The sequence below is a fragment of the Amycolatopsis sp. NPDC104819 genome, assembly GCF_055583145.1.
This window is the reverse complement of the sequence record NZ_JBVJON010000002.1, coordinates 541,056-567,290: the sequence shown is the minus strand read 5'-3', so window position 1 is coordinate 567,290 and position 26,235 is coordinate 541,056. Positions and strand designations below refer to the sequence as shown.

At 70.6% G+C, this 26,235-nt stretch carries 23 protein-coding genes and 1 pseudogene; 9 read left to right on the top strand and 15 right to left on the bottom strand.

The window, feature by feature from the left end; all coding sequences use genetic code 11:
* Positions 1–186 precede the first annotated feature (186 nt).
* Both ACZ63E_RS07655 and ACZ63E_RS07650 read left to right on the top strand, forming a co-directional pair.
* Complete coding sequence (locus ACZ63E_RS07655; protein WP_465335209.1) at positions 187–756, top strand: GNAT family N-acetyltransferase; 570 nt, start codon at positions 187–189, stop codon at positions 754–756.
* A gap of 65 nt (positions 757–821) precedes the next feature.
* On the top strand, positions 822–1,859 hold the full coding sequence (locus ACZ63E_RS07650; protein WP_465335207.1) for a quinone-dependent dihydroorotate dehydrogenase: 1,038 nt from the start codon (positions 822–824) through the stop codon (positions 1,857–1,859).
* Here ACZ63E_RS07650 and ACZ63E_RS07645 read toward each other — a convergent pair.
* The 7 genes from ACZ63E_RS07645 to rimO form a co-directional block, all read right to left on the bottom strand.
* Entirely contained in the window at positions 1,831–3,213 is a 1,383-nt protein-coding gene (locus ACZ63E_RS07645) for an allophanate hydrolase-related protein (protein ID WP_465335205.1), read from the bottom strand. The genes ACZ63E_RS07650 and ACZ63E_RS07645 overlap by 29 nt on opposite strands.
* Before the next feature lie 467 nt (positions 3,214–3,680).
* The gene (gene pspM, locus ACZ63E_RS07640) at positions 3,681–4,667 is read right to left on the bottom strand and encodes a phage shock envelope stress response protein PspM (RefSeq protein ID WP_465335203.1); all 987 of its coding nucleotides are present in this window, start codon (positions 4,665–4,667) and stop codon (positions 3,681–3,683) included.
* 31 nt (positions 4,668–4,698) lie between these two features.
* Positions 4,699–5,544 (bottom strand): PspA/IM30 family protein, encoded by an 846-nt coding sequence (locus tag ACZ63E_RS07635; protein WP_465309850.1) that lies wholly within the window; start codon positions 5,542–5,544, stop codon positions 4,699–4,701.
* A gap of 596 nt (positions 5,545–6,140) precedes the next feature.
* A complete protein-coding gene (locus ACZ63E_RS07630; RefSeq protein WP_465309849.1) occupies positions 6,141–6,608 on the bottom strand; it encodes a helix-turn-helix domain-containing protein in 468 nt (155 codons plus the stop codon).
* A gap of 99 nt (positions 6,609–6,707) precedes the next feature.
* The gene (locus ACZ63E_RS07625; RefSeq protein WP_465335201.1) at positions 6,708–7,178 is read right to left on the bottom strand and encodes a CinA family protein; all 471 of its coding nucleotides are present in this window, start codon (positions 7,176–7,178) and stop codon (positions 6,708–6,710) included.
* A gap of 3 nt (positions 7,179–7,181) precedes the next feature.
* Complete coding sequence (gene pgsA / locus ACZ63E_RS07620) at positions 7,182–7,829, bottom strand: CDP-diacylglycerol--glycerol-3-phosphate 3-phosphatidyltransferase (protein ID WP_465309847.1); 648 nt, start codon at positions 7,827–7,829, stop codon at positions 7,182–7,184.
* Positions 7,826–9,262 (bottom strand): 30S ribosomal protein S12 methylthiotransferase RimO, encoded by a 1,437-nt coding sequence (rimO, locus tag ACZ63E_RS07615; protein WP_465309846.1) that lies wholly within the window; start codon positions 9,260–9,262, stop codon positions 7,826–7,828. Before rimO ends, pgsA begins: the two co-directional genes overlap by 4 nt.
* Positions 9,263–9,349: 87 nt before the next feature.
* Between rimO and ACZ63E_RS07610 the strand changes: the two genes are divergently transcribed.
* The 3 genes from ACZ63E_RS07610 to ACZ63E_RS07600 all read left to right on the top strand — a co-directional run bounded on the left by ACZ63E_RS07610 (position 9,350) and on the right by ACZ63E_RS07600 (position 11,062).
* Complete coding sequence (locus tag ACZ63E_RS07610) at positions 9,350–9,868, top strand: amino-acid N-acetyltransferase (protein WP_465309845.1); 519 nt, start codon at positions 9,350–9,352, stop codon at positions 9,866–9,868.
* Positions 9,869–9,969: 101 nt separating this feature from the next.
* A complete protein-coding gene (locus ACZ63E_RS07605; RefSeq protein WP_465309844.1) occupies positions 9,970–10,404 on the top strand; it encodes a phospholipase in 435 nt (144 codons plus the stop codon).
* 46 nt (positions 10,405–10,450) lie between these two features.
* On the top strand, positions 10,451–11,062 hold the full coding sequence (locus tag ACZ63E_RS07600) for a nitroreductase family protein (protein ID WP_465335199.1): 612 nt from the start codon (positions 10,451–10,453) through the stop codon (positions 11,060–11,062).
* Here ACZ63E_RS07600 and ACZ63E_RS07595 read toward each other — a convergent pair.
* The 4 genes from ACZ63E_RS07595 to ACZ63E_RS07580 form a co-directional block, all read right to left on the bottom strand.
* A complete protein-coding gene (locus ACZ63E_RS07595) occupies positions 11,055–11,489 on the bottom strand; it encodes a hypothetical protein (RefSeq protein ID WP_465309842.1) in 435 nt (144 codons plus the stop codon). The two genes, ACZ63E_RS07600 and ACZ63E_RS07595, sit on opposite strands and share 8 nt — an antisense overlap.
* A 41-nt stretch (positions 11,490–11,530) precedes the next feature.
* The gene (locus tag ACZ63E_RS07590) at positions 11,531–12,094 is read right to left on the bottom strand and encodes an RloB family protein (RefSeq protein ID WP_465335197.1); all 564 of its coding nucleotides are present in this window, start codon (positions 12,092–12,094) and stop codon (positions 11,531–11,533) included.
* Positions 12,091–13,308 (bottom strand): AAA family ATPase, encoded by a 1,218-nt coding sequence (locus tag ACZ63E_RS07585; protein ID WP_465335195.1) that lies wholly within the window; start codon positions 13,306–13,308, stop codon positions 12,091–12,093. Before ACZ63E_RS07585 ends, ACZ63E_RS07590 begins: the two co-directional genes overlap by 4 nt.
* 82 nt (positions 13,309–13,390) lie before the next feature.
* Complete coding sequence (locus ACZ63E_RS07580; RefSeq protein WP_465335193.1) at positions 13,391–15,874, bottom strand: DNA translocase FtsK; 2,484 nt, start codon at positions 15,872–15,874, stop codon at positions 13,391–13,393.
* A gap of 627 nt (positions 15,875–16,501) precedes the next feature.
* On the opposite strand from ACZ63E_RS07580, the gene ACZ63E_RS07575 reads away from it, so the two are divergent.
* The 4 genes and pseudogenes from ACZ63E_RS07575 to ACZ63E_RS07560 all read left to right on the top strand — a co-directional run bounded on the left by ACZ63E_RS07575 (position 16,502) and on the right by ACZ63E_RS07560 (position 20,403).
* The gene (locus ACZ63E_RS07575; protein ID WP_465335191.1) at positions 16,502–17,326 is read left to right on the top strand and encodes a lysophospholipid acyltransferase family protein; all 825 of its coding nucleotides are present in this window, start codon (positions 16,502–16,504) and stop codon (positions 17,324–17,326) included.
* 33 nt (positions 17,327–17,359) lie between these two features.
* Positions 17,360–17,974: an NAD(P)H:quinone oxidoreductase gene (gene wrbA, locus ACZ63E_RS07570; RefSeq protein WP_465335189.1), complete on the top strand. Its 615-nt coding sequence runs from the start codon at positions 17,360–17,362 to the stop codon at positions 17,972–17,974.
* 50 nt (positions 17,975–18,024) lie between these two features.
* Positions 18,025–18,972 carry an EamA family transporter gene (locus ACZ63E_RS07565; RefSeq protein ID WP_465335187.1) on the top strand — a complete coding sequence of 316 codons (948 nt, stop codon included), beginning with the start codon at positions 18,025–18,027 and terminating at the stop codon, positions 18,970–18,972.
* A 95-nt stretch (positions 18,973–19,067) separates the two neighbouring features.
* A pseudogene (locus ACZ63E_RS07560) lies at positions 19,068–20,403 on the top strand (amino acid permease).
* 4 nt (positions 20,404–20,407) lie between these two features.
* Here the strand turns inward: ACZ63E_RS07560 and ACZ63E_RS07555 are convergent.
* The 4 genes from ACZ63E_RS07555 to ACZ63E_RS07540 form a co-directional block, all read right to left on the bottom strand.
* A complete protein-coding gene (locus ACZ63E_RS07555) occupies positions 20,408–21,412 on the bottom strand; it encodes an NAD-dependent epimerase/dehydratase family protein (RefSeq protein WP_465309837.1) in 1,005 nt (334 codons plus the stop codon).
* Complete coding sequence (locus tag ACZ63E_RS07550; RefSeq protein ID WP_465335185.1) at positions 21,409–22,821, bottom strand: nucleotide sugar dehydrogenase; 1,413 nt, start codon at positions 22,819–22,821, stop codon at positions 21,409–21,411. Before ACZ63E_RS07550 ends, ACZ63E_RS07555 begins: the two co-directional genes overlap by 4 nt.
* Before the next feature lie 505 nt (positions 22,822–23,326).
* The gene (locus ACZ63E_RS07545) at positions 23,327–24,556 is read right to left on the bottom strand and encodes a class I SAM-dependent methyltransferase (RefSeq protein WP_465335183.1); all 1,230 of its coding nucleotides are present in this window, start codon (positions 24,554–24,556) and stop codon (positions 23,327–23,329) included.
* Positions 24,557–24,708: 152 nt separating this feature from the next.
* A complete protein-coding gene (locus tag ACZ63E_RS07540; RefSeq protein WP_465309834.1) occupies positions 24,709–26,058 on the bottom strand; it encodes a nucleotide disphospho-sugar-binding domain-containing protein in 1,350 nt (449 codons plus the stop codon).
* Positions 26,059–26,235 lie beyond the last annotated feature (177 nt).

Genomic DNA, 26,235 nt, shown 5'->3' with positions numbered 1-26,235 from the left:
GCCCGGGCTCGAGCGTTTGACGGCGCTCGAGAGGCACCCTGGGGGCACCCCTTCAAACCGCTCATTTGTGCAGGTCAGACCGCCCGTCCGCGGCGGACGACCGTCCGGCGACCAAACCTCCGGTTTCGCCGATTGCTTTTTGCCGTTCCATCCCCCGGACGGGTCACGCGTCGCTAGCCTGATGGCATGCTCAGGCCCGACTACCCGATCACCACGGCTCGCCTGCTCCTGCGCCCGTTCACGCCCGACGACCTCGACGCGCTGAACTCCTTCCAGTCCCGTGCCGACGTCGCCCGCTACCTGTACTGGGGCCCGCGCAGCCGCGCCGAATCGGCCGCGGCCCTCGCGAAGCGGGTGCACAGCTCGACGTTGACGAAGGAAGGGCAGTTCCTGGCGGTCGCGGTCGAGCTGGCTTCGACCGGGCAGCTGATCGGCGACCTGAACCTCGAGTGGCTCAGCAGCGAACACCGGCAGGGCGAGATCGGGTTCGTCTTCCACCCCGACCACCACGGCAAGGGCCTGGCCGCCGAAGCGGCGACCGAGCTGCTGCGGCTGGCGTTCGAGGACCTGGGGCTGCACCGCGTGATCGGCCGGTGCGACGGCCGCAACACCGCGTCCGCCTCGCTCATGGAGCGGCTCGGGATGCGCGAGGAAGCGCACCTGCGGGAGAACGAGATCGTCAAGGGCGAGTGGACCGACGAGCTGGTCTACGCGATGCTCGAGGACGAGTGGAAGGCCCGCGAAGCCACCGAATAGTGGGCGCCTTCACGCCCGGGTGACGCTCCGGTCGCGGCTTCCGGGCGGTTTGGCAGCATGGGGGCGTGTTCTTCGACAAGATCGTCCGCCCGGCGCTGTACCGGCTGTCCTACCACGATCCCGAGCTGGTGCACGAGCGCACGATCGGCGTCCTGTCCCGGCTCGGCAAGGTCGCGCCCGCCCTGGGCGGCGTCTACCGCGTCGACGACCCGGTGACCGTGCTCGGCCTGCGGTTCCCCAACCGTGTCGGCCTCGCCGCCGGGATGGACAAGAACGGCCGCGCACTGCCCGCGTGGGCCGCGCTGGGCTTCGGTTTTGTCGAGGTCGGCACAGTGACGCGGCTGGCGCAGCCGGGCAACCCGAAACCCCGGCTGTTCAGCCTCCCCGTGAGTGACGCGGTGATCAACCGCATGGGGTTCAACAACAACGGCGCCCAGGCCCTCGCGGCCAAGCTCGCCCGGGACGGCAAACCCGGTGTCCCGCTCGGGGTCAGCATCGGCAAGTCGAAGGTCACGCCGCTCGAAGAAGCCGTCGAGGACTACCGGTTCTCGCTGCGCGCGCTGTACCCGTACGCCGACTACTTCGCGGTCAACGTCAGCTCCCCCAACACACCGGGGCTGCGGCAGCTGCAGGACCGCACCGCGCTGGCCGAGCTGCTCGGCGAGCTGCGTTCGACGTCCGCCGAGCTGGCCGGCGGGCGCACCCCGACGCCGGTCCTGGTGAAGGTCGCGCCGGACCTGACCGACGACGCCCTCGCCGAGCTGCTGGAGGTCGCGCTCGACCACGGCGTCGCCGGGATCATCGCCACGAACACCACGCTCGCCCGCGACGGCATCGCGCCCGCGGAGAGCAGCCTGGCCGGGCAGGGGGGAGGCCTGTCCGGCCGGCCGCTGACCACCCGCGCGGCCGAGGTCGTGCGGTTCGTGCACGACCACACCGGCGGGAGCCTGCCGATCATCGGCGTCGGCGGGATCCTGGGCCCGGACGACGCGGTCCGGCTGGTGGACGCCGGAGCGTCGCTCGTGCAGCTCTACACGGGGTTCGCGCTGCACGGGCCGGGCCTGGTGCGCCGGGTCAGCCGGGGTCTCGCGGCCCGGCGGTAGACGTGAAGCGCACGTAACCGCGCCAGGATTCGTAGCGGTCCAGACCCTTTCCTTCCACGGCCGGGTCGCACCGCACCGCGAGCGGCTGGGAGCCGTCCTCGAGCTCGACGCGGTCCAGCACGAACGGCGGCTTCAGCGTGGCGGCGAAGCGGTCGAACGCGGCCGGGGACAGCCGCCAGCGCTCCCCGTCGAGCGTCGCGCCCTCGGCGGCGTCCAGGACGCCCGGCTGCGGCGGTTCGGTGTCCAGCAACACCATCCGGTAGCTCCCGGTGGTCCGGACCGGCGCGGTGAAGCGGGCGCCGAGGCCGGTGAGATCGGGGTTGAGCGGCTGGCCTCGCAGGTGGGCGCCGAACACCACGACGTCCTCGCCGGGCTCCGGGTAGGGCGTCATGGGTTCGTCGGTGCAGACGGTCGCGAGGTCGAGGCCGATCTGGTCTTCGAACGCCCGCGTCAGGAAGGTGACCCCGAAGGGGCGCGTGTCGCCCGGCTCGACCGGGACGGTGACCGCCGCGACGTCCAGGAGGTTCGCCGTGCCGCCGGGGCTGTCCGTGACAGTGGGCAGGAGGAGCGCGTCGCCGAAGGTGTGCTCATCGAGCGAGACCGGCTCGAGGACGGCGCCGGCCGCCGTCAGCCGCTGGACGACCCCCTCGAACGCCATCGCCGCGGCGGGGCTCAGGGACAGGTCGTGCGGGTACGCGATGCGCGGGTGCTCCCCCGCGCCGAGACGGACGTCTTCGGGCCAGGTGCGCGTCGGGGAGACGCCGTCGGGTCCGGTCATCAGCGCGAGCGCGCGGCGGCCGGCGACCAGGCCCTTCGTGTACACGGACAGGGGTTCGGCGGCCCGGACGCCCGTCATCGGCAGCAGGCCACGGGTCGGTTTCAGCGCGACGACGGCGTTCAGCGCGGCCGGAACCGCGCCCGCCGTGCTCAGCGCCAGGTCGACGACGCCCAGCGCGACGACGACCGCCGCCCCGCGGCCGCCGGCCTTGGTCCGGTCCCAGGCCGAGGCCACGGGCGCGGCGCCGGTCTTGCCGAGCACCACGGCGCCGGCGGCGGTGAGCCGCGAAACGACCGTGGCGCTGGTCTCCGGGACGGTCCGGCCGGACGGCTGCCCGGCGACGTCGATCAGCTCCGGCACGGCGAAGACGCTGCCGGCCAGCGGCAGGTCCTCCCCCGACTTGACCCGCTCGTCGACGGCCTTGGCGTCGACCAGGACGTCTTCGACGGCGCGGAGGGTGGACCAGAGTTCGGGACGGCCGACGGCGCTGATGCGTTCGAAGGCCGCGATGACGCGCTCGGAGGCGGTGGGCGGGGTGACGGGGACGGGATCCGGGTCCGGCGGGAGCGTGTTCACGGGGCGTCCTTTCCTCGGCGGTCGAGAAAGTCCACTGTGTACGGTCGGCGCCGGCGATCCTCAAAGCACGGCGGGCCTCCCGGCGAGTGACACCTCTGCATGCATGACAGAAACGTTAGATCGCCCACGTTTCCGTAGCCATCAGTTTCCGATTACGCCCGTGTTTCGGCACCAAGAGGTGAACAGGGGGCGACGCCGGGGTGAAACGCACGATCACGCACGCCGGGTGACCAAGGCCCAGGACACCCGGATACCCGCACCCGAACGGCCGAGTTTCAAATCCGAACGGCGCAAGAACGCCCGAATCCGCGTGATGGCGGGGTCAACACGCGTGATCAGGAGGTCGACACGCGTGATTGGACGGTCGACACACCGCGGCTCGGCCCGGTTTGCCGTGTCGACCCTTCAATCACGTGTGTCGACCCCTCAGACACGCGTGTTGACCCTTTGATCACGCGGGGATCGGGTCAGGAGAGTTCGCGCAGGGCCATGGCCAGGCCGGCCAGGTGGTCCGTCGCGTCGGTGAGGGCCTGTTTGGACGTGACCAGGCCGTCGCTGGAGGCGGCGACCGTGTGGCCGGCCGCGGCGACCAGGCCGCGGTAGCCCTCGAGGCCGTCGTCGAGCTGTTCGCGGAGCTTGCCGACCGCCGCGTCCAGGGCCGCCTGTTCGCGGGCGGGCGCGGAGTTGCGGCCGCGTTCGATCGCCTGGATGCGGGCCGCCAGGCCGCGCAGGGCCGCGGCGGCTTCGACGGCCGTCTGCCGGGCGTCCGCGACGGACACTTCGGACACCGGCACCGTGCCGACCGAAGACGGCACCGAGAGCTGACGCAGCAGCTCCGTCAGCGAGGCCTCGCACTCGGCGAGCCGTTCCATCGGCTCGCGCGCGGCGGATCCGGCCGCCGGCAGCGGCGGTGGCCCGGCCGGCGCGGCCGGGATCGGGGTGCGCTTCAGCTCACGCAGCTTGAAACCGGACCGGACGCCGAACGTGCCGAACACGACGGCCCCGGCGAACGCCATGATCGCCTGCGGCATCATCGCGGCGCCGGTGGCGCTCATCCAGCCCAGCCCGGCGGCCACGGTGAGCACGCCGCACAGGATCGTCAGCAGGATCCACAACGTCATCGCGCGCGATGTCCGGCGTTTGCGGCGCTCGAGCTTCGCGGCGGGGTGGTTCCAGCGGTCCCACTTGGCCCGCGCCTCGGCGAACGCCGGCACCTGGCTCGCCATCGACGTAAGCGAGGTCGCCATGTCGGGCCGCCGCACCGGCGGCCGGCGCAGAGGGTTCGGGGGCGGAGCGGCGGGCTTCCCGCCGGCCTGGTCGGCCGGCGGGAAGTACCGCTGCACCTTCTGGAGCTTCTCCTGGGCGCGCACGGCGTAGTCGGGCAGCTTCTCGATGTGCTTCTCCAGCTTCGCACTGAACTCGCTGAAGTCGCGTCGCCTGCCCTGCTGCCCCATGCTCGCCCCCTTCGAACTCCGTGGCCCGCGGTCAGGCCGGGTTCTTGCCCTGCTCCGCCTGCACGCGCGCCTGGATCTCACGCTGGATGTCGGCCGAGCTGCTCGCCGGCTTCGCGGCCGCCGCCGCACCGCCGTCGGTCACCTGGGCGACCGAGTCACCGCGCATGGACGCGCGGATCTGCTCCAGCCGCGACTGCCCGGCGAACTGCGTGGTGGAGGCCTGGACCTCCATCATGCGCCCCTGGACCGAGTTCTGGGCGAGCTCCGCCTGCCCCAGCGCCGTGGTGTAGCGCTTCTCGATCTTGTCGCGGACCTCTTCCAGCGACGGCGTGTTGCCCGGCGCGGCCAGCTGGCTCATCTGGTTCAGCGAAGCGGAGACCTGCTCCTGCATCTTCGCCTGCTCCAGCTGCGAGAGCAGCTTCGTGCGCTCGGCCAGCTTCTGCTGCAGCATCTGCGAGTTGCGCTCCACGGCCTTCTTGGCCTGGGCCGCCGCCTGCAGCGACTGGTCGTGCAGCGTCTTGAGGTCCTCGATGTTCTGCTCGGCCGTGACGAGCTGCGTCGCGAAGCTCTCCGCGGCGGTCTCGAACTCGGTCGCCTTCTGCTCGTCACCCTTCGCGCGCGCCTCGTCCGCGAGGACGAGCGCCTGCCGGGTGGACGCCTGCAGCTTTTCGACGTCGCCGAGCTGCCGGTTGAGCTTCATCTCCAGCTGGCGCTGGTTGCCGATCACGGAGGCGGCCTGCTGCGTCAGCGCCTGGTGGTTGCGCTGTGCCTCCTCGATGGCCTGCTGGATCTGCACCTTGGGGTCGGCGTGCTCGTCGATCTTCGACGAGAACGACGCCATCAGGTACTTCCAGAACTTCACGAACGGGTTGGCCATCTCCTCCGCCTGCCTTCTTGCGTCCCACGGGCCTTGAGTAGTCCTCGGGGTGGGGCGTCACTCCCCTGCACTAGCAACGCACCGACCCCGGCGTCGGGTTCCATCGTGTCAGGTCGGCCACGTCCATTCCAGGCGACCCCGGAGGATTTCAGGGTTCGCCCCCTGATCACCCCGGTAGGTAACGCGCCCGGCCCCGGACGGGTTGCCCGGGGTGGGGAGTGGAAATCCGGCGGAAAAGGGGCCGTGGGCTGCCGGAGGATGCCCCGGGCCAGGTCGGGCGGCCGAAATCCTCCCGGCAGGCTCACCGGGCGGCCCCACGAGCGCCCGCCCGGCCCCGGACCGGCCCAAACCGCCCTGCGCGACGTGCCTGGGCCCGGCGGGTTGGCGGGGCGGGCGCGTGGAAATCCGGCGAAAACGGGCCGCGGTCGGCCGAGGCGATGCCCCGGACCAGGCCGCGCAGCCGAAAGCCGTCGCAGCGGCCCACGAGCACCCACCCGCCCCCGGACCCGCCGAACCCACCCTCGGCGCCTCACCGAACCCACGCGAAACGGCCCCGGGCACACTGCCCGAGGCCGTCCGTCGTGTCCGATTCGTGACTATGCGGCGATCGTCGAGGCCAGCTTCGGCTGGCCGATCGTCGTGCGCAGGGTGGTGTTCATCCGCGGCGGCGGGGACACCCGCAGGTCGGCGAGGTCGTTGCCGATCAGCTCCGACATCAGGCGGCCGCCTTCGATGCCCGCCGCGGAAGCCTTGGCGCCGCGCTCGGGCACCTTCTCCCGGGGCGCGCCCTCCACGATCCGCTCGTCGACCGGTGCGACCTCGACGTTGTCGAGGGCCGAAACGTCCGCCGCCACCTTGTGCAGCAGTTCGCCGAGCGGAAGGTCCAGAGCCTGGCAGATGGACGCGAGCAGCTCGCTCGACGCCTCCTTCTGGCCCCGTTCCACCTCCGAGAGGTAGCCGAGGCTGACCCTGGCGGCGCGGGAGATGTCGCGCAGCGTACGACGCTGGTTGGTGCGGGCATGACGGAGCCGATCACCGATCGCCTCACGCAACAGCACGGTCATCACGCGCCTCCCTTCCGTACAAGTACCCCCTACGTTACCCAGAGCGGCCCCCCGGGCGCAGGAGTTGGTGACCCCGTACGCCAAGGGCGAACGCCCGGTTCACGCCAGATGTTCCCCGAGCAGGGCAAACGCCGCCTGGACCGATCGGGTCCTGATCAAGTCGCGATCACCGCTCAAGGCCAGCGTACGGACTGTGCGTGTTCCCAGCCCCGCGAGACCGACGTGCACGGTCCCCGGCCCGACGCCGTCCTGGGGCGACGGCCCGGCCACGCCGGTGAGCCCGAGGCCCCACGTCGCGCCGCAGCGGTCGCGGGCGCCCTCGGCGAGCTGGGCCGCCACCTCGGGGTGCACGGCGCCGTGTTCGGCGAGCAGCTCGGGGTCCACCCCGGCCAGCCGCGTCTTCAGCTCGGTGGCGTAGACCACCAGGCCGCCGCGCAGTGCCGCGCTCGCCCCCGGCACCTGGGCCAGGGTGGCGCAGACCAGCCCCGCGGTCAGCGACTCGGCGGCGGCGACCGTCTCCCCGCGCGCGACGAGGGCCTTGACCAGCGCCGCGGCCTGCTCGTCGGCCACCGCTCAGCTCCCGGTGACCCGGCGGCCGGCCGCCCGCAGCCGCAGCGCCCGGACCAGGTAGTCGACGCCGGTGACGACGGTCAGCACCAGCGCGAGACCCATCAGCGCCCAGCGGACCGGGTCGGCCCCGGCGGGCAGCGGCAGCAGGTAGGCGGTGATCGCGGCGATCTGGGCCATCGTCTTGGCCTTGCCGCCGCGGCTGGCCGGGATCACGCCGTGGCGGATCACCCAGAACCGCAGCAGCGTGACGCCGATCTCGCGGACCGCGATGACGATCGTGACCCACCAGCCGAGCATGCCGAGGATGCTCAGGCCCACCAGCGCGGCGCCGGTGAGCGCCTTGTCCGCGATCGGGTCGGCGATCTTGCCGAAGTCGGTGATCAGGCCGTACTTGCGGGCCACCCAGCCGTCGAGCTGGTCGGTAGCGGAGGCGACGGCGAACAGCCCGGTGGCGATCGCGCGCCAGGTGGTGTCGACGCCGTCGCCGGTGAACAGCGCGACGACGAACAGCGGCACCAGCACCAGGCGCGAGAGCGTCAGGAGGTTCGCGATGTTCAGGGTCGGGACCGGGGTCGGCTCGGGGACCTGGGCGGGCGCCGGGGCGTCCGGGCTCAGGCCCTCGTCGGCGGCGTCGCTGGGGAGCGCACTCACCGGTCGGCGTCCGGCACCGCGCGGACGACCAGGTCGACACCCGCCGAGTCGACGACCTCGCAGCGGAGGAAGTCACCCACCTCGGTCTTCTCCGGCGCGTCGAGGATGACGCACTCGCCGTCGACCTCGGGGGCCTGGTGCGCGGCGCGGCCGGTGAGCTCGCCGTCGTCGTCCAGCTCGACGAGCACGTCGACGAAGGTGCCGACGCGGTCCTCGGCGCGCTGCGCGGTCAGCTCCTCGACCAGCGCAGAGATCCGCGTGACGCGCCGGGCGACCTCTTCGGGGTCGAGCTTGCCGTCGAAGGTCTCGGCCTCGGTGCCGTCCTCGTCGGAGTAGCCGAAGACGCCGACCGCGTCGAGGCGCGCGCCGGTCAGGAAGCGTTCCAGCTCGCTCAGGTCGTGCTCGGTCTCGCCGGGGAACCCGACGATCACGTTGGTGCGGATGCCGGCCTCGGGCGCGTACTCGCGGATCTGCTCGGTCAGCGCGAGGAAGGAGTCGGTCGAGCCGAACCGGCGCATCCGGCGCAGCACCTGCTCACTGGAGTGCTGGAACGACAGGTCGAAGTACTCGGCGACGCCCGGCGTGGTCGCGATGGCCTTGACCAGCTGCGGGCGCGTCTCGGCCGGCTGCAGGTACGAGACGCGGACGCGCTCGATCCCGTCGATCTCCGCCAGCCGCGGCAGCAGCCGCTCGAGCGCGGTGGCGCCGTCGCGGCCGAAGTCCTTGCCGTAGGACGTCGAGTTCTCGCTGACCAGGAACAGCTCCTTGACACCGTGCTCGGCCAGCCACATCGCCTCGGCGACGATCTCGTCCGGCTGCCGGGACACGAACGAGCCGCGGAACGACGGGATGGCGCAGAACGAGCAGCGCCGGTCGCAGCCGGACGCGATCTTCAGCGCGGCCACCGGCGAGTCGTCCAGACGCGTGCGCAGCACCCGCGGGCCCCAGCCGTGCTGCGCGTGGCCGGGGACCTCGACGGTCTCGGCCGCGGCGGGCCGCTGCACCGGGCTGATCGGCAGCAGCTTGCGGCGGTCGCCCGGCGTGTGCGACTCGACCTTGCGCCCGGCGACGACGTCGTCGAGGCGGTCGGAGAGGGCGGCGTAGTGGTCGAAGCCGAGGACGGCGTCCGCCTCCGGCAGGCTGTCGGCCAGCTCGTGGCCGTACCGCTCGGCCATGCAGCCGACGGCGACGACCTTCTTGCCGGTGTCGGAGGCCGCCAGCAGCGTGTCGACCGAGTCCTTCTTGGCCGACTCGACGAAGCCGCAGGTGTTGACCACCACGACGTCGGAGTCCTCGGGATCGGCCGCCAGCTCCCAGCCGCCGGCCGCCAGCCGGCCCGCCAGCTCCTCCGAGTCGACCTCGTTGCGGGCGCAGCCCAGGGTCAGCAGGGAGACGCGTCGGGTGGCACTGGGATCCGTGGTGGGAGAAGGCACGACGTTCAGGGTAGCCGCCGGGTCCCGGCGCGCCGACGACGGCGTAGCCCGGTCGTGTCGGCGCGGCCGCCGGGCAATGTGGCAGTGTTGACGATCGTGCCGTCCGACTCGCCCCGCCCGACCGTCCGCCGCGCGCGGATCGCCGACGTCCGCAAGATCAAGGACCTCGTCGACTCGGACGCGGGCCGCGTCCTGCTGGAGAAGGACCTGGTCACGCTGTACGAGGCGGTCCAGGAGTTCTGGGTGGCCGAGACCGCGGGCGAGGTCGTCGGCGCGGCCGCGCTGCACGTGCTCTGGGAGGACATCGCCGAGCTGCGCACGGTCGTGGTCGACAAGGCCGCCCGCGGCCAGGGGATCGGCCGGGTGCTGGTGGGCCGGCTGGTCGACGAGGCGCGTGAGCTCGGTCTCCGGCGGCTGTTCGTGCTGACCTTCGAGACCAGCTTCTTCGCCGGCCACGGCTTCGTGGAGATCGACGGCGCCCCGGTGTCGCACGAGGTCTTCGAGGAGATGCGGCGCTCGCACGACACCGGCGTCGCCGAGTTCCTCGACCTGCCCTACGTCAAGCCCAACACCCTGGGCAATTCACGCATGCTGCTCGAACTCTGAGGGAAATTTTCCGAACAACCTTCTTTCGGGCGGTGACGAGCGCCACCCGAGGCCCGAAGCTGATCAGGCAATCGTCCACCTGATCGGCGAGGGAACACACGATGCGCACGACACTGCGGAACCTGGGGGCCACCTTGACGGTGGCCGTTTCTGTCGGCGCGGGCGCCCTGCTGGGCACCGGCACCGCCGCGGCCGTCGACATTCCGACGGTCACCGACCAGTACCTCTTCTCCACCTCCCTGTCCGGCTTCGAGTCGATCCGGAACCAGGCGCCCTACAACGGCCAGCTCGACTGGTCGTCGGACGGCTGCTCCTGGTCGCCGGACACGCCGTTCGGCTGGCAGTTCCTGCCCGGCTGCCACCGGCACGACTTCGGCTACCGCAACTACAAGAAGCAGGGCCGGTTCAGCGAGGCGAACCGGCTGAAGATCGACGACAACCTGTACTCCGACCTGAAGAGCGTCTGCGGGTCCAACGTGGCGTGCAAGGGCGCGGCCTGGACGTACTACCAGGCGGTCCGCAAGTTCGGCGGCTGAGTCCTCCCCTGGCCCGGGCCGGCGCGGGCCGGGCCAGGATGGGGGCATGGAGATCGATCACCTGCTCAGCACGACCCGCGCGGTGCGCCGCAAGCTCGACCTCGACCGGCCCGTCGAGCCCGAGGTCCTCGATGCGTGCCTCAACCTGGCCTTGCAGGCCCCGACCCCCGGCAACGTCCAGGCGTGGCGCTGGCTGGTGGTGCGCGACCAGGGTGTCAAGAACCGGCTGGGCGTGCTCTTCCGCGAGGTCGGCGAGGCGTACCTGGCCGAGCGGGCGGGTGAAGGCGAGTCCCGGGCGCTGGCGTCCGGGCGGCACCTGGTCGACGTGATCGAGCGGGTGCCGGTGTTCGTGATCCCGTGCCTGCAGGGGCGGCCGGCCGGGGAGAACGCGGTGGACGCGGCCTTCTACGGCGGCATCTTCCCGGCGGTCTGGAACTTCCAGCTGGCACTGCGCTCGCGCGGCCTGGGTTCGACGCTCACGACGTACCACCTCTCCCGCGAGGCCGAGGCGGCGGAGATCCTCGGGGTGCCCGAGGGGTACACGCAGGCCGGGCTGCTGCCGGTGGCGTACACGACGGTGCCCGACTTCAAGCCGGCCCCGCGGGTCCCGCTGGCGGAGGTGGCCTACCTCGACCACTGGGGCACGCCGCTCAGCTGATCCGGACGGTGGCCTCTCCGCCGTCTTCGCTGACCGAGACCAGCTCGACGTGGCTGGCGGCGAAGGTGGTGGCCTGCGGGCCGGTGCGCGGCCCGCTGTGCAGCTCGGCCGTGGTGCTCTCGCCACGGCCGGGCTCGCTGAGCAGGAAGGCCAGGGTGGCCTCACCCTGCCAGACGCAGGTCATGTTCGGCCGGCACCGCGAGTCGCTGACGACGCGCGTGTACCGGATGCTCAGGTCCTTCCCCTGCACGGCGGCCTCCTGGCCGAGGCGCAGAGTGACGTCCCCGGCAGGGGCGGTGCTCACGGTCGACGACGCCGGCGGCCGGCCGGGCAGGGCCGGAGCCTGCCCGGAGGCGACGGCGCTCCCGGCGCCGGCCGCCACGACGGCGAAGGCGAACAGTCCGGCTGCGATGCGCTGCAGGTCCATGTGCTCAGGACGGAACGGGTCCGCGGACGGGTTGCACCGACTCAGCCGATCTTCTCGACCAGGAGCCCGACCTGCGTGGAGGGGTTGCGGACGTGACCCGCTTCCGGGTGCCGGGCTCGCTCGACCGCAGCGGCGACGCCGTGGACGTAGTCGTCGAACTTGAGCGCCGACTTCCGGTAGCCGGGGACATGTCGCAGCAGCCGCTTCTCGACGTCGCCGTAGCAGGTGAGCGGAGCCGCGCACGCCTCGAAATGGAGCAGCAGCCAGTACTCGAAGCACGGGTTCGAGATCGCCAGGTTCACGTCGAGCTGCCGAGCCACTGTGACTGCCCTGTCGAGGTCGAATTCGTCGACGTCGACGACACACCAGATTTCGTCGTACTCCGCCCCGGTGCGGCTTCCGAGGTCGGCCGCGTACTTCACGACGGCCAAGGGATCCGCCGATTTCGCCTTGATCTTGATCGTGACGGCCGGGTTTCGCCGTGACCGCTTCAGCCCGTCGAAATAAGCGGGCTCAGTCGCCTTCGCACCGCAGACGACGAGTATCGACCGGAGGGGCTCACGGAACGACGCTCGGCGCCGACCGCTGTTTTCGCGACGATTCATCGGCTGCGCAGCGCCCCCGCGAAATCACCCAGCACCGGCACAGCACCGTAGCTGCCCGCGAGGTAGCGCCGTTCGGTGTTCTGGTCCTTGCGTGGCTTGAAGTCCGAGAGCGGATAAAGACTGCTCGCTCCTTCCGCGTCCCGGTCGACGAACCAGATCTGGTCCCGGTCGAGCACCTGCTCGCCGAGCATGGTCCCGAGCAGGCTGGTGTCATGCGTGGTGAAGATCAGCTGAGCACCGCGGGTGTTCAGCTCGGGGTCTTGGAACAAGCCCACCAGTTTCGCCGTCAGCAGCGGGTGCAGGCTCGCGTCGATCTCGTCGACCAGGAGGACGAGTCCTTCGTCCAGCGCCGACAGCACCTGCGGCAGAAGGCCGATCCAGTTGCGCGTCCCCGAAGACTCGTCGTCGAAGTCGAACCTCTCGCGCCTGGGTCCATGGAGCAGTTTGAGCTCCATGTTGAACGCTCCGTGGCGCTGATGAGGCGAATCGTGTCGCTGCTCAACGACGACGTCCACAATGCCGACATCGGCTAAGTTGAGGAGCGTGACCATGCGCTGCCACTTCTCCGGATTCCCGAGCAGGTAGTCGCCGACAACCCGCTGCACGAATCCCGAGTCGAACCACCCACGGCCCAGGCCGTTGACCAGGAGCCCGGAACAGAACCATCGGTAGACCGGCATCAGTGGGCCGAGTTCGAGCCGGTCGCACACGCTCAGGAACAGCGCCGTCGGCCGGATAAGTTCTTCCAGGACATCCAGCTTCGGTTTGAGATCAGCCACCGTCGTGCCGAACTTGATGCCTTCCCGGTCGCGCTCGAAAACAACTCGCTTCCGCTTCTCCGGGTACGAGTAGAGCCACTCTTCAAGGATTTCGTCTCCGCTCAGGAGGAAGCCGTAGGTGTACGGGACACCTTCGGCGATCAGCTCGAAGACGAACGTCGACGGCTGCGGCGCCACATCGGGATTCGGCCGGAACGGGTCCTGGACGGCCACTACGTCGTGACCACCGTAAGGGTTCGGGACATGCCGGTTCATCACGGCACCCATCACCAGGGTCATGGCCTTGAAGAGGTTCGACTTACCGGAGGCGTTGGCGCCGTACACAGCGGCCACCGGCACCGCGGGTCGCTCATCACCCGGCAAGGCTGGCATGAGCAGCAGCTCCTGCTCGTCCCTGAACGAGCGATGGTTGCCCAACCGGAAGCTACGCAGCACTCTAATCACCTCCCTGGCGAAACTCCGAGCCGTTCTGTACCAGTAAACCGCACAGAACGGCTCGAAGCATCAGCCAGGGCCGCTACTCGTCGTCCGGATCCGAGGGCACGGGGTCGCCGCCGCGGATCATGAACAGGACCGACTCCAGCTCCTCCGGCTTGATCAGCACGTCGCGGGCCTTCGAGCCCTCCGACGGGCCCACGATCCCCCGGCTTTCCAGCAGGTCCATCAGCCGCCCGGCCTTGGCGAAGCCGACCCGGAGCTTGCGCTGCAGCATCGACGTCGAGCCGAACTGGGACGTCACGATCAGCTCCGCCGCCTGGAGCAGCACGTCCAGGTCGTCCCCGATGTCCGGGTCGATCTCCTTCTTCTCGCCGGCCTTCTGCGCGGTGACGCCGTCCTGGTAGTCCGGCTGTGCCTGCTCCTTGGCGTAGTTGACGACCGAGGAGATCTCCTCGTCGCCGACGAACGCGCCCTGGATGCGGACCGGCTTGCCGGCGCCCATCGGCAGGTAGAGCGCGTCGCCCATGCCGATCAGTTTCTCCGCGCCCGGCTGGTCGAGGATGACCCGCGAGTCGGTCAGCGACGACGTCGCGAACGCCAGCCGCGAGGGCACGTTGGTCTTGATCAGGCCGGTGACGACGTCGACCGACGGCCGCTGCGTCGCCAGGACCAGGTGGATGCCGGCCGCGCGGGCCTTCTGGGTGATGCGGACGATCGCGTCCTCGACGTCGCGCGGGGCGGTCATCATCAGGTCGGCGAGCTCGTCGACGATCGCCATGATGTACGGGTACGGCCGGTACTCGCGCTCGGACCCCGGCGGCGCGGTGATCTCGCCGGACTTGACCTTCTTGTTGTAGTCGTCGATGTGCCGGACCTTGTTGACCTGCATGTCCTGGTAGCGCTGCTCCATCTCCTCCACCAGCCAGGCCAGCGCGGCGGCGGCCTTCTTCGGCTGGGTGATGATGGGCGTGATCAGGTGCGGGATGCCCTCGTAGGGCGTCAGCTCGACCATCTTCGGGTCGATCAGGATCATCCGGCACTCGTCCGGCGTCGCCCGCGCCAGCAGCGAGACCAGCATCGAGTTGACGAAGCTCGACTTACCGGAACCGGTGGAGCCGGCGACCAGGAGGTGGGGCATCTTCGTCAGGTTCGCGGTGACGAAGTGGCCCTCGATGTCCTTGCCGAGGCCGATCACCATCGGGTGGTTGTCCTTGACCGTGGACGGCGCGCGCAGGACGTCACCCAGGCGGACCATCTCGCGGTCGGAGTTCGGCACCTCGATGCCGACCGCGGACTTGCCGGGGATCGGCGCCAGCAGCCGGACGTTGTCGGTCGCGACGGCGTAGGCGATGTTCTTGGTCAGCGCGGTGATCTTCTCGACCTTGACGCCCGGGCCGAGCTCGACCTCGTAGCGCGTCACCGTCGGGCCACGGGTGAAGCCGGTGACCTGGGCGTCGATGCTGAACTGCTCCAGCACGCCGGTGATCGCCTCGATCATGGCGTCGTTGGCCTTGCTGCGGGACTTCGGCGCGTCGCCGAGCTTCAGCAGGTCGGGCGGCGGGAGCTGGTAGTCGCCCTCGACGGTCCGCGTGACGGCCAGCGGCGGTTCCGGAGCCTTCTTCGGCTTCTTCTCGGGCACCTCGACCGGCTTGGGTGCGGCCTTCGGCGGCTTGATCGGCGTCGGCGCCTCGGCCAGCATCGCGTCGATGTCCAGCTGCTCGGCGTTGGCGTCGGCGGCCTGACGGCGGCGCGACGGCTTGCGCAGCCGCGCGGACTTCGGGTCGGCCTCGGTGACGGCGTCCTCGTCGGTCGCGAAGCCGGACTTCGGGTCCGCCTCGGCGATCTCGTCCTCGTCGAGGCCCCAGTTGCGCAGGCGGTGCGGGATCTCGCGCACCGGCGTGCCGGTGAAGACGAGCACACCGAAGGCCAGCGCGAGGATCAGGATCGGCACCGCGACCCAGGTGGTGACGCCCATGGTCAGCAGCCCGCCGGAGAAGGCGCCGATGATGCCGCCGGCGTACATCCGGCCGTCGTTGGTGGCCGGGAGCGAGGTGAAGATGTGCAGCATCCCGAGCACGGACAGCACGACCATGATCGTGCCGATCACCATCCGCGGCCGTGTTTCGGGATGCGGTTCGGACCGCATGAGCGCAACGGCGACGACGACCAGCACCAGCGGGAGAGTCACGGCCCCGGCGCCGAGCACGGTCCGGGTCGCGATCTCGACCCCGGCGCCGATCGGGCCGGCCGCCCGCCACCAGACCCCGACGGCGGCGACGATGGCCAGCGCCATCAGCCCGAGTGCGAGACCGTCCCGGCGGTGTTCGGGTTCGAGCTCCCGGGTGCGGCCGACCGTCCTGGCCAGCGTGCCGATGCCCTTGGCCAGCAGGTTCCAGGTTCCGCGGACCCCTTTGCCGAAGATCCCGGGCGTCTTGCGGCGCGCTCGGGGAGCCGGCTTGCGGGTTGCGGAGGTACGTGGCTTCGCGGGTGTACGCGGCTTATGCGCCGCTGCCCCCTTCGTGCCGCTTCCCGTGCTTCGCTTCCTCGTCGCCGACCCAGCCATGCCTTCAACGGTAACCGGCCGTTGCCTTTCGTCCCATGCGCCACTCTCAGCGCAGGGTGAACTTCTGCCTCACGGTGGGGGTTGAGCGGCCATCCGGGTGAAGGGGTGGGCTGCGCGAAAGGGCCGTTCGCGCCGGTGGGGGGGGTGCGAACGGGCCGGTCGCGCCGCAGCCGGAGCACGAACGGGCCACTCGCGCCCGCTTGGGCCGCGCGAACGGGCCACTCGCACCTGCCGGACCGCGCGAAAGGGCCACTCGCGCCCGCCGGGGGCCTCGCGAAGGGACCACTCGCACCAGCCACACCGCACGAAAGGGCCACTCGCACCGCCCCTCAGAGCACGAACGGGCCACTCGCGACGCCACCAGAGCACGAACGGGCCGTTCGCACCCGAGCCCAACCGCGCGAAGGGGCCATTCGCGCCCGCCGGACCGCACGAACAGGCCACTCGCGCCCGCCAGCAGAGCGCGAAAGGGCCACTCGCACCCGCCGCACCGCACGAAAGGGCCACTCGCACCCGCCGCACCGCACAAAAGGGCCACTCGCGCTCTACCCGTCCCGCGCGAACCGACCACCCACCCCACCAGCCAGTGCGCATCCGGGTGAAATCGGCGTCTGCCAAACTCTGCGCATGTTCGCGCTGCGCACCGACGACTCGTCCCGCCGTGCCCCGGCCATCTGGCGGACCATGCTGAACATCGACCGGGGGCTGGTGAACCTCGTCGGGCGGCTCACCGTCAGCGGGCGGATCCCCGCCCGGCTGCGGGGCAAGCCGCTGCTGATGGCCGCGAACCACATCGGCGTTTTTGATGCCTTCGTGCTGATGGCCGCCTGCAAGCGGATCGGGATCAACCCGCGGTTCATGCTGGCCGGCGGCATCCTGGACGCCCCCGTCATCGGGCCGGCGCTGCGGGTCAGCGGCCACCTGCGGGTCGACCGGAAGCAGGCGAGCACCGCCGTCGGGCAGTTCGCCGAGGCCGTCGAGGCGCTCAAGACCACCTGGGAGCCGCTCATCGTCTACCCCGAGGGCCGGATCAGCCACGATCCGGGCCTGTGGCCGGAGCGCGGCAAGACCGGCGCCGCCCGGCTCGCGCTCGCCGCGGACGTGCCCGTAATCCCGATCAGCCAGTGGGGCGCGCACGAAGCCGTCTATTGGGGCACCGAGACCGTCAACGGCCCGGCCGACCTGGTCCCGCTGGCCCGCTCCGGGCTCAGCGCTCCCCTGCGCCGGCCGAAGTTCCGCGTCCACTTCGGCGAGCCCGTCGACCTCTCGGACGTCGAGCCGGCGCGGCCCGGCGCCGGGGTGCGCGCGCACGCGAAGATCATGCAGGCGATCGCCGACGGCCTCGTCCCGCTGCGTGCCGGCGAGTTCGACCGGCCGCGCTTCCACGACCCCACGCGGCCGACCGACACCGTCAGCCCGTGGAAGCCGCAGCGGCCGCCGTCCGGATCCTGAGACACCTGCTTCAAACCCCTAGAGTCGGCGGACGTGAGCACACGGATACTCGTCGTCTACTACAGCTCGACCGGGAACACCGCCGCCCTCGCCGAGGCGCTCGCCGCCGGTGCGCGGGAGGCCGGGGCCGACGTCCGGGTGCGGACCGTGCGAGAGACCGTGCCCGCCGAGGCGATCGCGCAGAACCCGCGGTGGCAGGCCTGGATCGACTCGGGCCCGCACCACGCCCTGGCCACGCTCGACGACCTCGTCTGGGCCGACGGCCTCGCCGTCGGCAGCCCGACCCGGTTCGGCGGCCCGGCCGCCCAGCTGAAGTCCTTTTTGGACAGCACGGGTGGCCTGTGGGCGAAGGGAAAGCTGGCCGACAAGGTCGCGACGTCGTTCACCACGGCGTCCACCCGCCACGGCGGCCTGGAGTCGACGCTGCTGGCGATCAACAACGTCTTCTACCACTGGGGCGCGATCGTCGTCCCGCTCGGCTACACCGACCCGCACCTGATGGAGTCCGGCAACCCGTACGGCGGCTCGTTCGTCTCCCGCAAGTCCGCCGCGCCGGACGAGCTCGCCCTCGGCGCGCTGCGGGTCCAGGGGCGCCGGCTCGCGACGATCACCACGCACGTCGCGACCGGGCTGAAGCAGGCGGAATAACCGGAAAAACCACTTTGGCAGTCACCTGATCGGCCCCTACAGTCGCGGTGGTGACCACCGAGCTCCCCGTCCTCGCGCCACCCCGGGTCGCCCACCGCGGCCGCGGGACCACGCTCGTCCTGCTCGCGGCGCTGTTCTTCAGCACGTCGGGCACGCTGGGCAAGTCCGCGATGTCCGCCGGGTTCACCCCGGAGCAGGTGGCCGCGATGCGAATCGGCCTGGCCGGCGTCGTCCTGCTCATCGGCGTGGCGCTGGTCGCGCCGCGGAAGCTGCGGGTGCGCCGGGCCGAGCTGCCGGTCCTGGCCGGCTACGGCCTGCTCGGCGTCGCCGGGGTGCAGCTGCTCTACTTCGTCGCCGCGGGCCGGATCCCGGTCGGCATCGCGATCCTGCTGGAGTTCATCTCGCCGGTGCTCATCGCGCTGTGGGTGCGGTTCGTGCGGCGGCACCGGCTGCCCCGCTCGGTCTGGGGCGGCATCGCGCTGGCCATGGTGGGCCTGTCGCTGGTCGCGCAGGTCTGGCAGGGCGTGACGCTGAACGGCGTCGGGCTGCTCGCGGGCCTCGGCGCGGCGGTGTGCTCGGCCGGGTACTTCCTGCTGGGCGAACGCGCGGTCGCCGACATCGACCCGCTGGGCCTGGTCACCTGGGGCATGGTGATCGGCGCGGTGCTGATCAGCCTCGTCGCGCCGCCGTGGACGTGGCCGGTCGAGCTGCTCGCCGTGGACGTCGAGTTCGGGTCCTGGCAGCCGCCCGTGTGGCTGCTGATGGTCCTGCTGATCCTGGTCGCGACGGTGCTCGCCTACGTCTTCGGGATCTCGTCGCTGCGGCACCTGCCCGCGTCGGTGGCGAGTGTGCTCGGCCTGGTCGAGCCGGTGATCACCACCGTCGCGGCCTGGGCGTTGATCGGCGAGGAGCTGACCTGGGTCCAGCTGCTCGGCTCGGCGATCCTGCTCGGCGGCGCGTACCTGGTGCAGCGCAAGTCGGAGATCCTGACGAGCTGATCTCTTCACGGGGTTGCGCTCGGGTGCGAGAATTCCCCACCGTGACGGCGAAGACCCAGGGCCTCAAGCCCGAGCTCCGGCAGCGGCACGTCCGGATGATCGCCCTCGGCGGCATCATCGGCGCGAGCCTGTTCATCGGCAGCGGCGCGGTGATCCACACCGTCGGCCCGGCCGCCGTGCTCTCCTACGCGCTCGGCGGGCTGCTCGTGGTGCTCGTCATGCGGATGCTCGGCGAGATGGCGACCGCGGCGCCGTCCTTGGGCTCGTTCATGGAGTACGCGCGCGACTCGCTCGGCGGCTGGGCGGGCTTCACGATCGGCTGGCTGTACTGGTACTTCTGGGTCGGCGTGGTCGCGTTCGAAGCGGTCGCCGGCGCGAAGATCCTGCAGGGCTGGGTTCCCGGTGTGCCGCAATGGGTGTTCTCGCTGGCGCTGATGCTGCTGCTGACGGCGACGAACCTGGCGTCGGCGCGCTCGTTCGGGCGAGACGGAGTTCTGGCTGGCCTCGATCAAGGTCGCCACCATCGTCGTGTTCCTGGTGCTGGGCCTGCTGTTCGTGCTCGGGCTCTGGCCGGGCGCGCACTTCTCGGTGGGCAACATCGGGCTCGACGGCTTCGTCCCGAACGGCGGGTTTTCCGTCGTCCACGGCGTGGTGATCGTGATCTTCTCCTACTTCGGCGCGGAGATCGTGACGATCGCCGCGGCCGAGTCGGACCAGCCGGAGACGGCCGTGCGCAAGGCGACGTCGACGATCGTCTGGCGCGTGATCGTGTTCTACGTCGGCTCGGTGGCGCTGCTGGTGATGATCACGCCGTGGCGCGAGGTGCCGAGCGAGACGAGCCCGTTCGCAGCCGCGTTCGGCCGCTTCGGCGTCCCCGCGGCGGCGACGATCGTGTCGGCGGTCGTCCTGACGGCCGCGCTGTCGGTGTTGAACTCGGGGCTGTACACGGCATCCCGGATGCTGTTCGCGTTGCACCGCCACGGCTGGGCGCCGTCCTGGATCGCGGACACGAACCGCCGCGGTGTGCCCTGGAAGGCGATCCTGGTGTCCACTTCGGTCGGTTACGTCGCCGTGGTGATGAGTTACATCTCCCCCGACAAGATCTTCTACTTCATCATCAACTCGGCGGGCGCGGTGGCGCTGTTCGTGTACGCGATCATCTGCGGCTCGCAGCTGCGGATGCGGCGCAGCCTGGAGGAAACGGCGCCGGAGAAGCTGAAGCTGCGGATGTGGGGCTACCCGTGGCTCAGCTGGCTGACGTTGGCGCTGACGCTCGTCGTGGTCGCCTCGATGCTGTTCGTGGACGCGGACACCCGCGCCCAGCTGTACCTGAGCCTGGTCAGCCTGGCGGTGATCCTGGCTGTCTACGCCGTGCTCCGGCGGCGGTCCCCGCGTGATGCCCGCGGTCCGGCGGGCATCACGCGGGAATGAGCGCTCAGGCCGCCCCGCTGTCGGGCTGCTGCAGCCACCAGTCGTTCTCCCGGGCCCACGCGATCGTGGCGGCCAGGCCGTCCCGCAGCGACGTGCGGCACTCCCAGCCCAGGATCTCGCGGGCCTTGGTGGTGTCCGGGATCCGGCGCGGCAGGTCCTCGTAGGAGGCCAGCTTCTTCGTCGTGTCGACGTCGATGACCTCGGTCCGGGCCCCGGTCAGCTCGCCGATCAGGCCGACGACCTCCCCGACCGTGGTCTCCACCATGCTGCCGATGTTGAACGCCTCGCCCCGGGAGTCCGGGTGCGTCGCGGCGAGGATCGTGCCCTCCACCGCGTCCTCGACGAAGGTGAAGCACCGCGTCTGCGTGCCCTCGTCGTAGACCACCATCGACTCGCCGTTGAGCGCCCGGTGGACCGACCGGCTGACGATGTAGGCGGGCCGCTGGCCGGGGCCGTACGCGTTGAAGAAGCGCACAATCGTCGCGTCCAGCCCGAGCTGGCGGACGAACGCGAAGGTCAGGTGCTCGGTCACCGACTTGGTGGAGGAGTAGACCCACCGCGTCGAGGAGGTGGAGCCGAGCACCCGGTCGTCGTCCTCGCGCCACGGCACGGCCGGGTTCTTGCCGAACACCTCGCTGGTGCTGGCCAGGATCAGCTTCGCGCCGGCGCGGTGGGCCGCCTCCAGCACGTTGCGGGTGCCGATGACGTTGATGTCGATGACGTCCAGCGGGCGGGCCAGGTACTGGTCCACGCCGACCACCGCGGCCAGGTGGTAGACGACGTCGACGTCGTCGGAGATGACCGCGGAGATCGCGGCCGCGTCGCGGATGTCGCCCTGGACGTACTGGACCCGGCCGCCGGCGACCGGCCGCGCGGGCGGCGCCCCGTCGAAGACGGTGACCCGGTCACCCCGTTCGACCAGCCGCTTCACCAGGTGGCCCCCGATGAACCCGTTGCCCCCGGTGACCACGGCCCGGCGGCCGGTCGAGAACTCGACGACGTTGGTCATGCCGCCAACTCCCCTTCTTCGGCCGCACCCGGGGCACTGCCGGCGACGGCCGGCGTGGTGCCCCGGCCGATCCCCCGGTAGACGTACCCCAGGTCCTTGAGCGCGTCGATCTTGTCCTTGCCGTAGTAGGCCCGGCCGTCCAGCACCAGGCAGGACTCCGCGACCGGCAGCGCCGCGAAGTCGATGTCCTCGAAGTCCCGGTGCAGCGCCAGCACGGCGATGCAGTCGGCGTCGCGCACGGCGTCGTCGAGGTTCTCGGTGAGCGCGAAGCCGAACAGGTCCTCGGCCAGGCGGGGGTCGACCAGCGGGTCGTGGATCCGCACCGTGGCGCCGGTCTTGCGCAGCACCTCGATCATCCCCTGCGTGGGTGTGGCCCGCAGGTCGCCGGTGTTGTTCTTGAACGCGAGGCCGAGCACGGCCACCGTGGCCTGCGTCGGGTCCTTGCCGAGCTCGGCGAGCGTGTCGATGGCCAGCTGTGCGGTGTACTCGGGCATCCCGGCGTTGACGTCCCGGCCCGCGGCGGCCGTGCGGATGTCGACGCCGTGCCGGCGGGCCGACGCCCAGACCATCCACGGGTCCTTGGTCAGGCACGAGCCGCCCACGCCGACGCTGGGCAGCAGGATGTTGACGCGCCCGTTGCCCTTCGTGATCGTGTTGGCCCCCCGGACCACGTCGAGCACGTCCACGCCGTAGAGCGCGCAGAACTTGGCCAGCTCGTTGGCCAGCGCGATGTTCAGGTCGATCCACCAGTTGTTGGCCAGCTTGACGACCTCGGCCGCCTCCATGCTGTCCAGCGGGATGACCTCGACCCCCAGGGTCTCGCGCCAGAACCGGGTGACCGCGAGGGTGCTGTCCGCGTCCAGGCCGCCCGCCACGATCGGGAGCGTCCGGACCTCGCGCATGGCGGTGCCCTCGGCGAGCCGCTCCGGGGTGAACGCGAGGCCGAAGTCGGCGCCCGCGGTCAGCCCGCTCTGCTCCTCCAGCATCGGCCGGACCACGCCCCGGGTGGTGCCCGGCGGGACGGTGCTCTTGAGCACCACCAGCTGGCCCTCGCGCAGGTGCTTGCCGACCTCGACGCAGGCGCCGCGAAGCTGTTCGTCGGCCAGGGACCCGTCCTCGAGCACCGGGGTGCCCACCGTGATCAGCACGACGTCGGTGGTGCCGAGCGCGCTGGTGTCGGTGGTGATCCGCAGCTTGCCGGCCGCACGGGCGCGGGAGATCGCCTCGGCCAGGCCCGCCTCCTGGAAGCGGCAGTGGCCCCGGTCGAACTCCTCGACCAGCTCCGGGTTGGCGTCCACGCCGACGACGTCGAACCCGAGGTCGGCCAGCGTGGCCGCGATGCACGACCCCACGTAGCCGAAGCCCAGGACGGCCACCGAGGGATCCTTGTAGTCGGATACAGCTCGCATCTCGTCTCCATCGAGAGAAAAAGCTCGGTCTGACAATCGTTTGGCAGCCGGTCAAGTCGTCACACCGTGGATGCCGGGCAAAACGGTCGAACAATTGTCGGCCCGAGCGTGGTGCGGTCCATCTTTCGACTTGCCGGGCACATTTTTTCGGTAGTACGACGACCGGGCAAAGGAGGAGAAGCGACCACCAGGTCCGAGCCCCCCAGGCCCTGTCCCAAAGTCGTGATTTTTTCGCCGGTGAGACGGTTGACTTTTTCCGCGTGTAGTCAGACACTAACAATCAGTGGGTGGTGATGTTGGTTTCCGACACGAGGCGGGCGATCGACCGATGGTGGAACACACTCAGCCGGCCAGGCGCCGCCGGCGGAGCACCCGGCCGGCCTCCGGACGGCACGGCCGAGTCCGGCGGGGGCGCCGCCGAAGCTCGACCGGGTGATGCCTGAACCGTCCGGAGGACCGGGGTCGATGCCGCCGCCGGGACGCGGCCGGGCGGCAACCGCGGGACTCAGCCGTCGATGATCTTCAGTTCGGGGAACGGCTGGATCAGCGCGCCGCGGAAGCCGGACTTCCGCAGGTTGGCGATGACCTCGTCCGCGATGTGCCAGGACATCAGCAGCGCGTACTCCGGCTGCCCGTCCCCGCACAGCTCCTCCTGGCTGATGATCGGGGTGTGGGTGCCGGGGAACAGCTTGCCGACCTTGCGCGGGCTGATTTCGGAGACCACGTCGATCTTGTCGGGCCCCAGCTCGCAGTAGTTGAACATCGTGATCGCCCGCGCCGGCGCGGACACCGCGGCGACCCGGGCGCCGGTGCTCTTCAGCTCCTGGATCAGCCCGACCAGGCGGTCGCGGTGGTCCTTCACCCGGTCGGCGAACCTGGTGTAGATCATCGAGTCCGTGAGCTTCAGGCCGTTCTCGAACTCGCGCAGCTGCGTGACCGACTCGTGGATCTCGTGGGCGCCCTCGAACCCGGCGTAGACCCGGATCGACCCGCCGTGGGTCGGGATGCGCTCGACCCGGACGACCTCGAGACCGTGGAGCTTGAACACCGCGTCCAACGCCGTGAGCGAGTAGTACCGCGAGTGCTCGTGGTAGGCGAAGTCGTACTGCAGGTCCTCGAGCAGGTCCGGCAGGTAGTGCGACTCGGTGACGAACAGCCCGTCGCCGGCGAGCAGCGCGGTGACCCCGTCGAGGACGTCGCGCAGGTTGGTGACGTGCGCGAACGTGTTCAGCGCCAGCACCAGGTTCGCCGGTCCGCGGCTCGAGCGCAGGTCCGCCGCGAGCGCCGAGCCGAAGTAGTCCCGGACCACGGGCGAGCCGGCGGCGGTCGGGGCGCCGACCGGGTCGACCCCGAGGACGTCGAACGAGCGCTCGGCCAGCGCGTCCAGGAGGCTGCCGTCGTTGCTCCCGATCTCCACGACGGTCCGGCCGGTGGCCCCCGTGTACAGCTCCGCGAGCTTGTCGGCGAGCCCCTGCAGGTGCTTGCGGTAGCCGGCGGTCAGCCCGGCCATGTGGTGGTAGTCGTCGCCGGCGAACAGGATGCGCTCGCTGACCGACTCCATGACCTGCACCAGGCTGCACTGCTCGCAGAATCCGAGCGCGAGCGGCCAGGCCTGCTCGTTCTCCGCCTCCTCCTGGTTCGCCAGGAAGTGGACCGCGGGCTGCAGGCCGAGCGACAGGAACTCGCGGACCTCGACGTCCCCGCACGTCTGGCAGAATGTTCTTCCGTCACTCACGACGTAACTCCTTTGGACAATGGGAAACTCGGTGGACGACAGCGCGAAGCGACTCGGGCCGTACGGTTCTGCGGTAGAGCCACCGTACGGCGACCGAATTCCGCCGTCGTCTCGCTTATTGCTTCGCCGTTGCAATTATCGGCAGGCCGTCGTCACCGGGTCCGGTGTTCGGCGGTGAGGCGCTCGAGAACGGGAACGAATTCACTCGGGCTGGGTGTGGAGAGCCAGTTCCGGTAAATCTTCTTCGCGCCTTCCTTGAACGACTCGCCGTCGAGGACCTCGAGGATCTGCCGGCGCATTTCCAGGGGGTCGGGCTCGGTGATGTTCATGACGAGACCGGCGCCGGAGTCCGTGGCGTAGCGGGCCAACGCGGGGCCGAGGCTGTACCGCGAACGGCCCATCTTCCCCTCGCCCGAGTCCGGCGTCGCGAAGATCGCGTTGCCGACGAAGTCGACGACGATCTGCGGGATGCCGTTGGCGATGGCGGGCAGCACGGTGCCCATGCCGCCGTGGTGGATCAGCAGGTCGCAGGTCGAGATGAGCTGGTTGAGCGGGACGTACTCGACCACGCGCACGTTGTCGGGGATCTTGGTGACCTCGGACAGCTGCTTGTCGTTGAGCGTCGCGACAACCTCGATGTCCAAGGTGGACACGGCTTCGAGCAGCGCGGGGATGTGCGACCAGCCGCCCGCCATGAACGACCGCTCGGACAGGCCGAGCGAGATGGCGACGCGCGGGCGCTCCGGCTTCGGGTAGATCCAGTCGGGGAGGACCTGCTGCTTGACGTGCGGGATCCAGCGCATCGGCAGCACGTGGGCGGAGATCTCGGGGCCGATGGCCGGCGGCTGCGGGTTCACCGTCCACTGCCCGACCAGCAGCTCCTGGTTGACCTCGACGCCGTAGCGCTCGGCCATCCCCCGGATGGTCTCGGCGATCGGGTTGTCCACGTGCTCACCGCCGGGGCGGGCGTTGACCTTGGCGATCGTGTCCATGCTGCGGCAGAAGACGTCGGGCGCGGTCCACCACCGGGCGTGCGCGGCGCCGACCGCGACCGCGGCGACGGCGGTGCCGGGCATGCAGGGGTCCCAGAGCACGAGGTCGGGCTGCCAGGTGCGGAAGAAGCTCACCAGGCCGTCCATGGCGGGCATCTCCGTGGCCGGGTCGGCCCGGTACGGCAGGAAGTCCCACATCGACGGCACGTAGTACTGGGTCAGCACGTCCCAGTGCTCGCGGTCGGGGTCGTCCGGGCCGAAGTCCAGCCCCGCGGTGATCTTCGCGAGGTCCTCCCGCTCGGTGACGTAAGGCGAAGCGGGCCCGAGGAGCGGGGTGCTGTCGGCTTCGCAGACCGAAACGGGCGTCAGGCCCATCGACGCCGTCTCCGCGGCGATCGCCGGGTGGGTGGCCACGACCACTTCGTGGCCGGCCGCCTTGAGCGCCCACGCGAGCGGGACGATGGGGTACAGGTGTGCCGGTGCCGGCCAGATGGTGAAAGCCACGCGCATGGTGGAACTCCTTGGACGTCTTTCGGGCGCTGGGGAATCCAGGTGCCGGGGAGTGCTGTTGTGGTGGTGGTGGGAGATCGGATCGTGGTGGCGACGTTCCGGTTGGCGGGGTGGCGATGTGCATCGAAGCCCGGACCCCGGATCAGGAGTGTCGACGCGTGTCAGATCCAGGCCAGT